Annotated in this window: 17 protein-coding genes; 10 read left to right on the top strand and 7 right to left on the bottom strand. The window is 58.6% G+C overall.

Features of this window, described 5'->3' with window-relative positions; genetic code table 11:
* Window positions 1–30 precede the first annotated feature (30 nt).
* From DXY31_RS00760 to DXY31_RS17485, 3 genes are all read right to left on the bottom strand, one after another.
* Window positions 31–1,287 (bottom strand): O-antigen ligase, encoded by a 1,257-nt coding sequence (locus tag DXY31_RS00760; protein WP_114990667.1) that lies wholly within the window; start codon window positions 1,285–1,287, stop codon window positions 31–33.
* On the bottom strand, window positions 1,287–2,141 hold the full coding sequence (gene purU / locus DXY31_RS00755; protein WP_114990664.1) for a formyltetrahydrofolate deformylase: 855 nt from the start codon (window positions 2,139–2,141) through the stop codon (window positions 1,287–1,289). The genes DXY31_RS00760 and purU overlap by 1 nt, the downstream gene beginning before the upstream one ends.
* 69 nt (window positions 2,142–2,210) lie before the next feature.
* Window positions 2,211–2,372, bottom strand: a complete 162-nt coding sequence (locus DXY31_RS17485) for a hypothetical protein (protein ID WP_244279415.1) — start codon at window positions 2,370–2,372, stop codon at window positions 2,211–2,213.
* Window positions 2,373–2,528: 156 nt separating this feature from the next.
* Between DXY31_RS17485 and psbQ the strand changes: the two genes are divergently transcribed.
* The 3 genes from psbQ to pstS all read left to right on the top strand — a co-directional run bounded on the left by psbQ (window position 2,529) and on the right by pstS (window position 5,166).
* Complete coding sequence (gene psbQ / locus DXY31_RS00745; RefSeq protein ID WP_114990661.1) at window positions 2,529–2,987, top strand: photosystem II protein PsbQ; 459 nt, start codon at window positions 2,529–2,531, stop codon at window positions 2,985–2,987.
* A complete protein-coding gene (locus DXY31_RS00740) occupies window positions 2,936–4,090 on the top strand; it encodes an NAD(P)/FAD-dependent oxidoreductase (RefSeq protein ID WP_371638947.1) in 1,155 nt (384 codons plus the stop codon). The genes psbQ and DXY31_RS00740 overlap by 52 nt, the downstream gene beginning before the upstream one ends.
* 74 nt (window positions 4,091–4,164) lie before the next feature.
* Window positions 4,165–5,166, top strand: a complete 1,002-nt coding sequence (pstS, locus tag DXY31_RS00735; protein WP_114990654.1) for a phosphate ABC transporter substrate-binding protein PstS — start codon at window positions 4,165–4,167, stop codon at window positions 5,164–5,166.
* 153 nt (window positions 5,167–5,319) lie between these two features.
* On the opposite strand, the gene dnaK is transcribed toward pstS, so the two are convergent.
* On the bottom strand, window positions 5,320–7,236 hold the full coding sequence (dnaK, locus tag DXY31_RS00730; RefSeq protein WP_114990650.1) for a molecular chaperone DnaK: 1,917 nt from the start codon (window positions 7,234–7,236) through the stop codon (window positions 5,320–5,322).
* A gap of 135 nt (window positions 7,237–7,371) precedes the next feature.
* Here dnaK and DXY31_RS00725 point away from each other — a divergent pair, with 135 nt between their 5' ends.
* From DXY31_RS00725 to DXY31_RS00710, 4 genes are all read left to right on the top strand, one after another.
* Window positions 7,372–8,286 carry a shikimate dehydrogenase gene (locus DXY31_RS00725; RefSeq protein ID WP_114990646.1) on the top strand — a complete coding sequence of 305 codons (915 nt, stop codon included), beginning with the start codon at window positions 7,372–7,374 and terminating at the stop codon, window positions 8,284–8,286.
* A gap of 51 nt (window positions 8,287–8,337) precedes the next feature.
* Complete coding sequence (locus DXY31_RS00720) at window positions 8,338–8,802, top strand: Tic20 family protein (protein WP_114990642.1); 465 nt, start codon at window positions 8,338–8,340, stop codon at window positions 8,800–8,802.
* 79 nt (window positions 8,803–8,881) lie between these two features.
* Window positions 8,882–9,250 carry a 30S ribosomal protein S6 gene (rpsF, locus tag DXY31_RS00715; RefSeq protein WP_066908700.1) on the top strand — a complete coding sequence of 123 codons (369 nt, stop codon included), beginning with the start codon at window positions 8,882–8,884 and terminating at the stop codon, window positions 9,248–9,250.
* Window positions 9,251–9,295: 45 nt separating this feature from the next.
* Window positions 9,296–9,679 carry a hypothetical protein gene (locus DXY31_RS00710; protein ID WP_114990637.1) on the top strand — a complete coding sequence of 128 codons (384 nt, stop codon included), beginning with the start codon at window positions 9,296–9,298 and terminating at the stop codon, window positions 9,677–9,679.
* Window positions 9,680–9,702: 23 nt separating this feature from the next.
* Here DXY31_RS00710 and DXY31_RS00705 read toward each other — a convergent pair whose 3' ends face one another.
* On the bottom strand, window positions 9,703–10,908 hold the full coding sequence (locus tag DXY31_RS00705; RefSeq protein WP_114990634.1) for an argininosuccinate synthase: 1,206 nt from the start codon (window positions 10,906–10,908) through the stop codon (window positions 9,703–9,705).
* Window positions 10,909–10,935: 27 nt separating this feature from the next.
* Window positions 10,936–11,133, bottom strand: coding sequence for a hypothetical protein (locus DXY31_RS00700; protein WP_244279414.1), 198 nt, complete (start codon window positions 11,131–11,133; stop codon window positions 10,936–10,938).
* Between the two features lie 34 nt (window positions 11,134–11,167).
* On the opposite strand from DXY31_RS00700, the gene DXY31_RS00695 reads away from it, so the two are divergent.
* The 3 genes from DXY31_RS00695 to DXY31_RS00685 all read left to right on the top strand — a co-directional run bounded on the left by DXY31_RS00695 (window position 11,168) and on the right by DXY31_RS00685 (window position 12,840).
* A complete protein-coding gene (locus DXY31_RS00695) occupies window positions 11,168–11,452 on the top strand; it encodes a DUF3134 domain-containing protein (RefSeq protein WP_244279413.1) in 285 nt (94 codons plus the stop codon).
* An 84-nt stretch (window positions 11,453–11,536) separates the two neighbouring features.
* Complete coding sequence (gene mraY, locus DXY31_RS00690; protein WP_371638944.1) at window positions 11,537–12,580, top strand: phospho-N-acetylmuramoyl-pentapeptide-transferase; 1,044 nt, start codon at window positions 11,537–11,539, stop codon at window positions 12,578–12,580.
* An 11-nt stretch (window positions 12,581–12,591) separates the two neighbouring features.
* A complete protein-coding gene (locus DXY31_RS00685; RefSeq protein ID WP_114990626.1) occupies window positions 12,592–12,840 on the top strand; it encodes a hypothetical protein in 249 nt (82 codons plus the stop codon).
* A 12-nt stretch (window positions 12,841–12,852) separates the two neighbouring features.
* Here the strand turns inward: DXY31_RS00685 and DXY31_RS00680 are convergent, their stop codons facing one another.
* Window positions 12,853–13,032, bottom strand: coding sequence for a cytochrome B6 (locus DXY31_RS00680; protein ID WP_114990623.1), 180 nt, complete (start codon window positions 13,030–13,032; stop codon window positions 12,853–12,855).
* Window positions 13,033–13,048 lie beyond the last annotated feature (16 nt).

Here is a 13,048-nt window from a genome sequence, read left to right as displayed (position 1 = left end):
CTCCATCCAGGTGGAATGAATCAGAAAGAGTCATTGTTTTGAATTAACCGGCTCACTAAAGCTGCTACGCAACCCAGCCAACAAAATCCAGCCGGCAATATTCAACCGACTGTCAAAAAAGGGCAGATCTGTGGCGTGGAGAACCATCAGCACGAACAGCGCCGTCCACCAGGCACGGTCGAACAGGCCAGAGAGTCCTCGTCGCAGGCTGACCACCAACAGGGCTAAGACAAAACCCACCAGCAGCACTGCCACCGGCAGACCATGGCTGATGGCCAGCTCCAGCGGCAGGTTGTGAGCATGGCCATGCCACTGACCGGTGCGCAGGGGATAGATCACAGAGAACGCCGCCGCTCCCCAGCCCAGCCAAGGCCGTTCAGCAATCAATTGCACAGCAACGTTCCATTGACTGATGCGCGTGGACGCCAGGACCCTTTCCCCCCCGTACTGACTGTCATTGAGACGCGCCCAGAGACTTTCAGGCACCAGAGTCCGAGCGGGATCCTGAAACATCAGCGGCACCCCTGGAAGCACGGACAGCAGCACAGGCAGAAGTGCCAGTGCCAGCAGAGGAATCAACCAGGGCCAGCTGGGTGGACCCAGCACAAGAGGCACCACCAACACCAATGAACCCCAGCCATTGCGGGATTCCGTGAGCACCAACGCAACCACCACCAACACGGCCAGGACCACCACCACGACACGGCGCCAGCGGTTCAACCCCTGCTGCACGAGGGCGGCCAGGGTCAGTGGCCAGACCAGGGCCAACCAGGCAGAAGCGATGTTGGCGTAATCAAACAGACCGGAAAGGCGCCCCTCAGGACGACCCCCTGCAGCCATGAACCACACAATCAATCCACCCAGCAACTGCCAGGGTCCCTGCCATCCCCACCACAGCTGACCAAGACCGGTTACCACCACAGGCACACTGCCGGCCACCAACCAGAGGGCTGAGCGGCGCCGGGACTCAGGGTTCATCAAATAGGGCTGAAATCCCCAGAAACCCCAGAAAAATGGAAGCCAGTTGGCCAGCCCCACCCAGGCGAGTCCCTTGTCATAGGCCCCAAAGCAACCAAGCACCATCAGGCCTGCAGCCAGCAGCAGCGGAGCATTCCAGGGGTCACGCCAGAAGGGCCGATCACGCCCAAAACAGCCGAACAACAGCGCTGGAAAGAGCAACAGACTTCCCAGCAGAGCTGACGAAGGCAGCAGAAACAGACCGAGCTGAAAACAGCGCCAACCACGCGCAGACGCCAGGGACGGTCGGCCCTGGTCCAGCCAGACCATCACGCGAACACTGCAGTACGACCGCGATAGACCATCACCTGACGGCAGAGGTGAAGGCGCAGAGCCCTGGCCAAAGCGAGTCGCTCGGTGTCACGACCCTTGCGGATCAGATCCTGCACCTCATCGCGATGGCTCACATGGGCGATGGTCTGCTCAATGATCGGGCCGTCATCGAGTTCCTCGGTCACGTAATGGGACGTTGCACCGATCAGTTTCACGCCCCGTTCCCAGGCACGGTGATAGGGCTGTGCACCCTTGAAGGCGGGCAGAAATGAGTGGTGGATATTGATCACATTGGGAAATTGCTCGAGAAAGCTACCGCTGAGCACCTGCATGTATTTGGCCAGCACCGCCAGCTCCACCCGATGTTCGATCAGCAGCTCAAGGATGGTGTGCTCAGCTTCAGCCTTGGTCTCGCGAGTCACGGGCACATGCACAAACGGGACTCCGAACTCTTTGCAGCTGCCCTCCAGATCAGGGTGATTGGCAATCACGATGGGAACCTGCATGGGCAGTTCTCCACTGCGAGCCCGCCAGAGCAGATCAAGCAGGCAGTGACTTTGCTTGCTCACCAGAATCGCCACACGGGGATGTTCATCAGAGAAGTGCAGCTGAGCCTCGCCCCCGAGCCGTTGCGCCAGTGACTCCACTGCTGGTGCAATCGCCTGGCGCGGTAGACCGAAGCCCTCCAGATCCCACTCAATCCTGCTGAGAAACAGGCCGGCACCAGAATCGGTGTGGTGATCGGCATGGCGGATGTTGCCCCCGTTCGCAGCCACCCAGCCGGCGAGTTCACTCACGAGTGCAGGACGGTCGGGACAGATCAGCTGAAGGATGACCGAAGCGGAGGACAAGACTCTGAGAAAGATGAAGCGTTGATTCTGCGCCCGGATGGTTGCTTACCTGTCAACAAAGATGCAGGTTCAGGTCCCTAGAGCTGGCTTGTCGGATCCGAGCACGCTGGTTGACAGTCCGAGACGTTCAGGGACATCAACCCTGTGCCAGTCATTGAATCCCAAGAGCTGACCATCCACCTCCAAGAGATCGATCGGTTCGTGCAATCCCTGTTCACGAATGGAGGCCATCAGGGCTTTCAGCCTGATCTACGTCAAGAAATCGCTAGGAGGTCTGTGGACGGAAGCCAACGGCACCCTGTCCACCCGCATGAGAGCACTCGTAACGATGGTGTTTCAATCAAATTTAGATGGCGGTTACAGTCGCCACGATTCTTGTGAACTCCGATGCTGAGTGCCCTGCGCCGCCTGGCCGCCTTCTGCCTCTGCCTCGCCCTCTGTTTCGGCCTCGCAGCTTGTGATGGCAGCGCCAATGCCAATCCAGCAACCATCAGCCCTGAAGATATGGCTGTGATCCGCCGGCAGGTGGAAGGCTTCACGGCTGCCAGGGACCGACTGCCTGAACTGGCCAAGCTTGTTGACGAACGTGACTGGACCTTCACACGCAACCTGATCCATGGCCCCATGCAGGAAGTGGGTCGCGAAATGCTGTACATCAATCAACGGCTGCTTCCCCAGGACAGAGCAGAAGCCAACAAATTGGCGACGTCCCTGAAGGACGCCATGGCTGATCTCGATGAAGCCGCTCGTCTCCAGGACGACGGCAAACTTCAGAAGTCATTCGACGAGCTGGAATCAGGCTTCACCAATTACGCAGCAGTCATCCCCGAGCAGGCTTTGAGCTGATCGCCTCCATCGCCGTCATCGGTGCTGGAGTCACCGGCACCGGCACCGCTTGGCATCTTGCTGGGCAAGGGCACAGCGTTTTGCTCGCGGACCCATTGCTGGCCAGGCCGATCCCATCCAAGCCAGCTGATCGTGATCTGAATGGCAGCACCGCATCTCTGGGCGTGCTGATGGGCCATGCCTTCCGCCGTTCAAGCGGCCGGGCCTGGAGGCTGCGTCAACGCAGCATGATGCTTTGGCCGTCGTGGGTTGAGCAACTGAATCATCCGGAGTCGCCGCTGCAGCTGGAGACTCCGTTGATCCAACTCGCAGGCAGTGCCGACGAGGCACAGCGGATGCAACAGCTTGCGGATGCAAGACCCGATTCAGGACTGCAGTTCATCACCAACGAGAAGCTGGAGCAGGCTGATCCGCCATGGCCACAGGCTGGTCATGGGGCGATGCTGTCGAAACGTGATGGACGGATCGATCCGCTGCAGCTGCTTCGGGCCCTGAGACGAAGCCTTGTTGAGCACAACATCGAACTTCAAGCGACAGAAGTTGTGGAACTGCTGCGGCAAAGCAGCTCAGATCGGAGCCAGTGGCGCCTCCTCACTGCAGATGGAGGGATCGACGACTTCGATGGGGTGGTGATCTGTTCTGCTTTGGGCAGCACCAAACTGCTGCAGAGCCTTGGGCATCAACGTCCCATGAATGCCGTGCTCGGACAGGTGCTTGAACTTCAGCTCAACAAGCCAGCCAAGCCATGGTCAGGATGGCCAGCAGTGCTCACCTGCGGCGGCATCAATCTGATTCCGCACGGACAGGATCGCCTGTGGATCGGAGCCACGCTGGAGCCTGGCGTGAACGCGGATCGCGCAGCCATCGAGACCATGAAACGGTTAAACGACCTAGCCCCGGCATGGCTGGAAGACTCCCAGCTGCTCGGCCAATGGCATGGCTTGCGTGCACGACCACGAGAACGACCTGCTCCACTGTTGGAAGAGCTCGAACCTGGGCTGCTGCTGGCATCAGGGCACTACCGCAACGGCGTGTTGCTGACACCCGCAACCGCTGAATGGGTTGGCCAACACGTTAATAAACAATCGATAACCAACCCTTAAATCGGGTCTCCTCGCATTGCAATAAGTTCAATCCGAGTGTTCTTCACTCTCCAACGATTTTTCTAGAAGAGTTCATGCAACGCTCTTTTCTCACGAGAACGCTGACTGTCATCTCGGGTGTGGCCGCAGGACTCAGCCTGGCTGCTTGCTCCACAGGTGGTGGTGGTGATGAAAAAGTCCAGGGCCAGCTCTCCGCAGCAGGCGCTTCCTTCCCTGCAGCCATTTACCAGCGATGGTTTCAGGGATTGTCGTCCCAAGGTGTGAATGTCAATTACCAGTCAGTGGGTTCGGGTGCTGGTGTCCGTCAATTCACCGCAGAAACCGTCGATTTCGGCGCATCCGACAAGCCGATGAAGCCCGAAGCCATCGCCAAGGTGAGTCGCGGTGTGGTGCAAATCCCAATGACCGCCGGGGCGATCGCCGTGGCTTACTACAACCCCGGCTGCGATTTATCACTCACCCAAAAGCAACTGGCAGGGATTTTTCTCGGGCAGATCACGAACTACAACGAACTCGGATGTGATGACAAGGCGATCAACGTTGTTCACCGTTCCGACGGCTCCGGCACCACCTACAACTTCACGAAACATCTAGAAGCCATTAGCCCTGAGTGGAAAAAGGATGTTGGTGCCGACAAATCGGTCAAATGGCCAACCGGTGTTGGAGCCAAAGGCAATGAGGGTGTCTCCGCCCAGCTGAACCAAATCGCTGGAGGCATCGGTTATGTGGAATTGGCCTATGTGAAGGGTGATCTGCAGGCCGCTGCGGTGCAGAACGCTTCGGGTGAACAGGTGAAGCCCACCAATGCCACGGCTAGCGAAGCTCTGGGTTCCATTGACCTCGGCCCCGATCTGATCGGAGGTAATCCCAATCCCAAAGGGGGCTATCCGATCGTCACCTTCACCTGGGTGCTGGCCTACAAAACTGGCAACGACGACAAAACGACAATGTTGAAGAAGACCTTCAACTACATGCTGTCCGAAGAAGCACAGTCGCAGGCTCCCGAGCTGGGCTACGTCTCATTGCCACCTGATGTGGTGAACCAATCCAAAGCCGCAGCCGATTCCATCAGCTGAACGATCTCAGCCTCTCGATCAACTGCGTCTAGACCAACTTGCAAATCAAGAGGGAGCGAATGCTCCCTTTTTGATGCAACAAAAAACCCCGTCTGTGATCAGACAGGGAAGAAAACACGAGGATTCAGTCCACGTGTGATTGGCCTTAAAGAATCACTTGGATTCCGTGAATTCAGCGTCGATCACATCATCGCCGGACTCACCAGATCCAGAACCCCCTCCCGGAGTTGCGCCTGAGTCGCCACCGGGAGCAGCACCGGCTTCAGCACCAGCCTGCTGATACACAGAGGCTCCCACGGTGTAAAGCTCCTGCTGCAGTTCCTCAAGCAGGGGCTTCATCGCGTCGTAATCCTCCTTCTCAGTGGCTTCCTTGAGCTTGGTGCGCTTCTCCTCCACCTTGGTCTTGGCATCTGCATCGACCTTGTCGCCCAGCTCCTCCATTTGCTTTTCAGCTTGATAAACGAGGGTTTCAGCCTGGTTCTTGAGATCGATGCGCTCGCGCTTCTCCTTGTCAGCGCTGGCGTTGGCTTCAGCATCCTTGACCATGGTTTCCACCTCGGAGTCGCTGAGGGTGGAGGCTCCGGTGATGGAGATGGATTGCTCCTTGCCGCTGCCCTTGTCCTTGGCGGTGACGCTGAGAATGCCGTTGGCATCAATGTCGAAGGTCACTTCAATCTGAGGCACACCGCGGGGAGCAGCGGGAATGCCATCAAGACGGAAGGTTCCAAGGCTCTTGTTGTCGGACGCCATCTCGCGCTCACCCTGGAGCACGTGAATCTCCACGTTGGTCTGACCATCCACAGCAGTGGAGTAGGTCTCAGACTTCTTGGTGGGCACCGTGGTGTTGCGGGTGATCATCTTGGTCATCACACCGCCGAGGGTCTCCACACCCAGAGAAAGAGGGGTGACGTCCAGCAACAGGATGTCCTTCACCTCACCGGCGAGCACGCCGCCCTGGATGGCAGCACCCACGGCCACCACCTCATCAGGGTTCACAGTTTGATTGGGATCCTTACCGGTGACTCGCTTGACCAGCTCGAGCACCGCCGGAATCCGGGTGGAACCACCAACCATCACAATCTCGTCCAGCTCACCGGACGACAGCTTGGCGTCCTTGAGCGACTGCTCAACAGGCACACGGCAGCGGTCAATCAACTTGGAGGCCAACTCCTCGAACTTGCCACGGGTCAGGGTGAGGTCGAGATGCTTGGGCCCTTCTGGGGTGGCCGTGATGAACGGCAGATTGATCTCACTCTGGGTGGCGCTGGAAAGTTCAATCTTGGCTTTTTCAGCAGCTTCGGTGAGGCGCTGGAGAGCCTGCTTGTCCTGACGCAGATCGATGCCTTCATTCGACTTGAAGGTGTCGGCCAGGTGATCGACGATCACCTTGTCAAAGTCATCACCGCCGAGGTGGGTGTCACCCGAGGTGGACAGAACCTCAAAAACGCCGTCGCCAACCTCGAGAACCGACACGTCGAAGGTTCCACCACCGAGGTCGAAGACCAGGATCCGCTCATTGCTCTTTTTGTCGAGCCCGTAAGCCAAAGCCGCTGCGGTGGGCTCGTTGATGATGCGCAGCACCTCAAGACCGGCAATCTTGCCCGCATCCTTGGTGGCCTGACGCTGGGAATCATTGAAATAGGCGGGAACGGTGATCACTGCCTGAGTCACTGACTCTCCGAGGTACTTGCCGGCATCTTCTGCCAGCTTGCGCAGCACCTGGGCGGACACCTCCTCAGGGGCAAACTGCTTCTCGAGAACCGGACACTTCACCTTCACATTGGATCCAGCCTTCTCAACCGAATAACTCACTTCCTTCGACTCCTCATTCACCTCATCAACCCGACGGCCGATGAAACGCTTCACGGAATAGAAGGTGTTATCGGGATTCATGACCGCCTGACGCTTGGCGATCTGACCCACCAATTGATCCTGGTTCTTGGTATAGGCCACCACCGATGGCGTGGTGCGGAAGCCCTCGGCATTGGCGATCACGGTGGGCTTGCCTCCCTCCATCACCGACACACAACTGTTGGTGGTTCCGAGATCGATGCCGACAACCTTGCCCATCCGTGCCTCCTTGCTCCGCTTAGTAACTGATTAGATCCACTGCATCTTCGGCAGAGGCAATGCCTCCAGGCGAGGTGTGGTTCCCGAACAGGCCGATGACGCAGCAGGCTGGTGAGCAGGATTGCGCGAATGGCAATGATCAGCGGAACCACAGGACTGATCGGCTTGCTCGGACAGCCCGTGAGCCATTCCCTGTCACCTGTGATGCATAACGCCGCGCTGAAGGCGATGGATCTCGATTGGCGTTACCTGGCGTTGCCCTGTAGGGCTGATGATCTGAAGACAGTGCTCAACGGACTGCAAGCCGTGGGGTGCCGCGGCCTGAACGTGACCATTCCGCACAAGCAGCAGGTGGTGGGTCTCTGCCGAGAGCTGAGCCCCCTCGCTGAACGACTCGGTGCCGTGAACACGCTCACACCCTTCAAAGAAGGCGGCTGGCATGGCCACAACACTGATATGGAGGGTTTTCTGGCGCCACTACAGATGCAAGCAGAGCAGTGGCAGGATGCCGAAGCAGTCGTGCTGGGCTGCGGTGGCAGCGCCCGAGCCGTGGTGGCCGGGCTGCAGCAACTTCCACTGACCGCAATCCATGTCGCCGGCAGACGCTCTGGTGCGCTGGATGACTTTCTGAACGACCTGCGTGCAGGCCAGAGCAGCGACAGCGCGCCGTTGATCGCCATGAGCTTCGATCCGGACGCGCTCAGCAGGGTCTTGCAGCGTTCGAAGCTTGTAGTGAACACCACTCCTGTGGGAATGCAGGGCCATGGAGATGACAACGCCATGCCTCTCGGCAGTGATCTCTGGGCAGGTGTTGATGCATCCGTGACCCTCTACGACCTGATCTACACGCCACGATCAACACCTTGGCTTGCACTGGGTCAACAGCGCGGATGCCGCACCATCGATGGACTGGAAATGCTGGTTCAACAGGGAGCTGCCGCCCTGCGTCGATGGTCAGGTCGAACGGATGTGCCGGTTGATCAGATGCGGGAAGGCGCTCTTCGAAGCCTCGATGCACATCAGGCTCAACCTGAAGGATCCACGAACTGAATCAACGTTCTGAGTCACACGACCTACGCTCAGGCCACTGTTGAGGCTGCGATGCCCATTCCCGTCTGGCAACGGTTCCTGGGTCTGCTGGTGTATGTGCTGCCCTGGAGCGATGCAATTCCCTTCGGTAGCCATCTGATGGGTCAGTTCCCCTGGATGCAGTGGCTCACGCTGCCTGCATTGCCTCTGGTGCTGCTCGAACGGGGCATCCCCTTCGGAAATCTGCTGGTGTTCTTCCTGCTGTTTCTAGCTGTGGTGCGCAATTCAAACGTGCCTTACTTCCTGCGCTTCAACACACTCCAGGCCCTGCTGGTGGACATCATCGTGGTGCTACTCGGCTACGCCTTTGGCATCCTGCTGCAACCGCTCAGCAGTGGGCTGATGCTGCGCACTCTTTCGAGCACGGTGGTGGTGGCCGTACTGGCCGTGGTGCTCTTCGCTTGGATCGAATGTATCCGCGGCAGAGAGCCCGATCTTCCCGGGTTGAGCCAGGCCGTTCGCATGCAGCTCTACTGAGACTGTCAACCCCAAGGAGATAGGCTGTTAAATCCGTCGCTCACGCAGTGAGCCTTCAGTCCCTGTCGGATCTGTCTCCATGACCCAGACGCCTTACTACGAGACCATGTACATCCTTCGTCCGGACATTCCGGAAGAGGAAGTCGAGTCTCATCTCACCAAGTACCGCGACATCCTGGTGGAAACCGGTGCTGATGTCCTGGACAACCAAATGCGCGGCAAGCGTCGCCTCGCCTATCCGATCGCAAAGCACAAAGAAGGCATCTACGTTCAGCTGAGCCACAACGGTGATGGACAGCAGGTTGCTGTTCTTGAGAAGGCGATGCGCCTCAGCGAAGACGTCATCCGCTATCTCACCGTCAAGCAAGATGGACCTCTGCCGGCTCCCCGCGTGGCTCCAGGCACTGAACCCGCAGCACAGCCCGAAACAGCCGAAGCTTCCGCCTAAATCCAAGGCATTGTTCAACTGCTGACCGAGCGATAGCGTTCGGTCATGCAGCCTCCCGACGCCAACCATCAGGCACCATTACCTCTCTGGGATCCATCACCGGAGCCGGTTGAGGCTGATCCACATCAACAAGACGACAACGATGCTCTGCGAGCGCGCATCGTTGAACTTGAAGAGATGGTTGATCACTATGAAGCACTGCTGAGCGAGCTCCCAGACCTGTTTGAGCGCAAGTTTCAGCAACGCCTGGAACCACTGATGGAGCGTTACCGCCTGCTGGCACGAGCTCAACAGATCCTGGGCGAACCTGCTCTGCCCCTGATTGAAGAGCCCTCGAAGCCGCTGCCAGAGATCCCCATTCCCCTTCTGGAACGCTGGCGCAGCACAAGACACAACAATCGAAGGCGGTCCGATCGGACCGCCGCCTGATTCAGCCGGCAACTGCCTGACTGCTAACGGCGTCGGGCTGCCGACCAGATCCGGATGGGCAATCCCCAGATGTAGATGAAACCCTCTGCTGCGCGGTGATCAAATTGATCCTCGCTGCCGTAGGAGGCCATCTCAGGAACGTAGAGGCTGCTGTCGCCGGAACTGCGCCCCGTGACGATGGCATTGCCCTTGTGCAGACGAAGGCGGACCCTGCCATTGACGTGGGTCTGGGTGCGATCCATGAATCCATCGAGCGCTTCCTTGAGCGGTCCGAACCAGAGGCCCTGATACACCAGGTCAGCCCACTGCATCTCCAGCTGACGCTTGGTGCGAAGCACATCGGCTGCCAGGGTGAGGCTCTCCAGTTCCTGATGGGCCTGGATCAGCAGCAGCAGACCGGGGGTTTCATAGATCTCACGGCTCTTGATGCCGACCACTCGGTTCTCGATCATGTCGAGCCTGCCGATGCCATGCATTCCAGCCAGTCGGTTGGCTTCACGGATCAGCTCAACCGGTGCCAGCCGCACGCCATCAATGCTCACCGGATTACCAGCCTCGAAGCCGATTTCAATCTCCTGAGCCTGAGACGGTGCCGCATCCACGGACACGCTCATCGCAAACACTTCTTCGGGAGGTGCAACCATTGGATCCTCAAGCGGACCCGCTTCAACGCTGCGGCCCAGCAGGTTGAGGTCGATTGAATAGGGAGACTTCTTACTCACTGGAGCGGGAACCCCGCAACGCTCGCCATAGGCAATCGTTTGCTCACGGCTCATTCCCCATTCACGGGCAGGTGTGAGCACCTTCAGATCAGGAGCCAAGGCAGCGATCGCCACGTCAAATCGCACCTGATCGTTTCCCTTGCCAGTGCAGCCATGAGCCACGGCATCGGCGCCAACCTCCCGTGCCACCTCCACCAGACGTCGGGCAATCAGCGGACGCGCCAATGCTGTGGACAGTGGATAACGACCCTCGTACAAAGCATTGGCCCGGATCGCTGGAAAAGCGAACTCCTCGATGAAGGGTTGAATCAGGTCACCAACCAGGGACTGACTTGCACCAGCGTCCAGAGCCTTGAGACGAATCGGCTCCAACTCATCGCCCTGACCGAGGTCTGCAGCAAAGGTGATCACCTCGTCGACACCCCACTCCTGCTTGAGGTAGGGAATGCAGACACTGGTATCCACACCTCCGGAATACGCGAGCACAACCTTCTTGGCGCGTCCCATCAAGCGGACTCCTGATCTGTATCGGAACTATTCCGATTCTCCACTCCCGCGGGACGACCACAGCAGCCATCCCGCCATCAGTCCTGAAGGCATCAACAGCAGAACCAGGATTGGAATGGCACTGGGCTCAAGAGGCTGAGGATGTTGCTGTCCCCAAAATCGCAGCAACGCACTGATCAGTAGAGAGATTCCCCAGACAGAAGCGAAAAGTGCCGCTTTGTTCAAGAACTGGAAATGCGCGGTCTTCTATGATGAAGGATTGGCTCTGAAGATTTTGTCCTTAGCTCTCACGGACTTGAGCGCCCTCGACAACGTCAACCCGGCCCTCACCCGCTACGGACGCAAGGAGCCTGCACCGGTGCTTCCGCTTCGCGAGGAGCCCGATCTGCTGAGCTGGCTTGAAACCAGTGGTCGGCTGGTGGAGGACGAAGAGTCCAATTCACCCGAGGTGAGCACGGTGGAAGAAGAGGAACTCTCCGCGCTGATGGGTGAAAAAGAGGACTACAAGGCTGACGAAGAGAACGAAGAAAACTGGGAAGACTGACCTAGTGTCCCTGCGATTCGTCTTCGGGACTTGAGCGCTTCTGCGGACCAATCCACCCATCTCGACGGCCGGGTTGCCGCTGCTGTGTTGATCACAGTGGTGGTGATGGTGGCCTTTGCGTCAGACCGCTGGATCCCCAACAGCCTGCTGAGCCTGCCCCTGCTCACGGCCACGCTGATTTCTGCCGTTGTGACCTGGTGGGGAGCACCGCGGCTGCGAGCTCTGAAGATGGGCCAGGTGATCCGAACAGAGGGTCCTGAAGCGCATCAAAGTAAATCTGGCACTCCAACCATGGGTGGCCTTCTCGTCGTCCCCGTTGGAGTGATTGCGGGATGCCTGATCAGCTGGGAAGGACGCAGCGCCGATCAACTGCTGGCTGTTGGACTGGTCACGCTGGCCTACATGGTGATCGGTGGCATTGATGACTGGAGCAGCCTGACCAAACGCACCAACACAGGCCTGAAACCCAGAGGAAAAATTGTGCTGCAGAGTGCTGCGGCCATGCTGTTTCTGGGTTGGTCAGCCTGGCAGGGGTGGATCCCTGAGGCGGTCGTTCTGCCCCTCGGGATGGCCATTCCTTTCGGCTTACTGATCTGGCCACTGGGGTTGTTCGTTTTCCTCGCGGAAAGCAATGCCACCAATCTCACCGATGGACTGGACGGCCTGGCCTCAGGCTGTGGCGCCCTTGTGTTCACGGGCCTGGGACTGCAATTAATCCTGCGCGGCAACGAGGGTGACCCTGCGTTGGCAGCGTTCTGCATGGCGATGGCCGGTTGCTGGCTCGGCTTTCTGATTCACAACCGCAACCCGGCAAGGGTGTTCATGGGAGATACGGGCTCCCTGGCGATGGGCGCGTCACTCAGTGCCGTGGCCTTGCTGTCCAACAGCCTTTGGCCCCTATTGGTGATGGGTGGCGTGTTCCTCGCTGAATCACTGTCGGTGATCATCCAGGTGTGGGTGTTCAAAGCGACCAAAGGGCGGGATGGTGTGGGACGCAGGGTGTTCCGCATGGCCCCACTCCATCACCATTTCGAACTGGCTGGAACATCCGAGCAGATTGTGGTGCCGATGTTCTGGCTTGCAACAGCAGGGCTGGTCATTCTTGGTATCGTTCTCCGCCCCACCTGAGCCGGCCACCAATGAGTTATTTCACCTGGAAGGAAGCAGGTCTGACCTCCGACTGCTCCAGCCTTGAGGCGATGGCCTCGCGTTTCGAAGAGGCCGCCAGCCTGATGCGCCGCATGGCCGACAGAGGATTCGTGCTGGAACAACGCAATGGCGCACAACACATCACCCACACGGATGCCGACATCTTCCAGTCGTGGGGATTTGTGAATGAGGAGCCAGCAGAGCGCCAACTGACCCTGATGCACGATCTCGAACCGTGAGGCTGATGGATCTCAGACCCTCGTGCGCAAGGCTCCAACCAACCAGACGATGACAAACGCCAGCAGCGACGCACCCAGATAGATCAAGGCCCATTTCTGCACTGTGGCGATCTCCCAGCCGAAGATCAGCCCATCAGCGGCATCTCCCGCCGTCGTGAATGCGACGGGAGTGAAGCTCAAGGATGAGAGCATCAGGCATGGAGCGAGG

The organism is Synechococcus sp. UW179A, assembly GCF_900473965.1.
Taxonomy (GTDB): Bacteria; Cyanobacteriota; Cyanobacteriia; order PCC-6307; family Cyanobiaceae; genus Synechococcus_C.
The sequence above is the reverse complement of the archived record's forward strand: the minus strand, read 5'-3'. Positions and strand labels throughout refer to the sequence as shown.